The organism is Micromonospora sp. DSM 43699, from assembly GCF_055517075.1.
The window spans coordinates 1-448 of the sequence record NZ_JBTMMT010000219.1 but is presented as its reverse complement, the minus strand read 5'-3'; the positions used below and the strand labels follow the sequence as shown (position 1 = coordinate 448).

Annotated in this window: 1 protein-coding gene; it reads left to right on the top strand. The window is 71.4% G+C overall.

Annotated elements, in window-relative coordinates:
* Window positions 1–9: 9 nt before the first annotated feature.
* On the top strand, window positions 10–448 hold a 439-nt coding region (locus AC0AIB_RS31335), incomplete at its 3' end, for an HrcA family transcriptional regulator (RefSeq protein WP_465098100.1).

The following is a 448-nucleotide window of genomic DNA, read 5'->3' as shown; positions in this document are numbered from 1 at the left end:
GTGTGCGCGATGCTCAGCGAACGCAGACTCGAAGTGCTGCGCGCCATCGTCCAGGACTATGTCGGCACCGAGGAGCCCGTCGGCTCCAAGGCGCTCACCGAGCGGCACCGGCTGGGAGTCTCCCCGGCCACCGTCTGCAACGACATGGCGGTGCTGGAGGACGAGGGCTTCATCGCCCAGCCGCACACGAGCGCGGGGCGCATCCCCACCGACAAGGGGTACCGCCTCTTCGTCGACAAGCTCGCGGGCGTCAAGCCGCTGTCCTCGCCCGAGCGCCGGGCCATCCAGAACTTCCTCGACGGCGCGGTCGACCTCGACGACGTGGTCGGCCGGACGGTGCGGCTGCTCGCGCAGCTGACCCGGCAGGTCGCCGTCGTGCAGTACCCCTCGCTGACCCGCTCGACGGTGCGGCACGTGGAGCTGCTGTCGCTCGCGCCCGCCCGGCTGA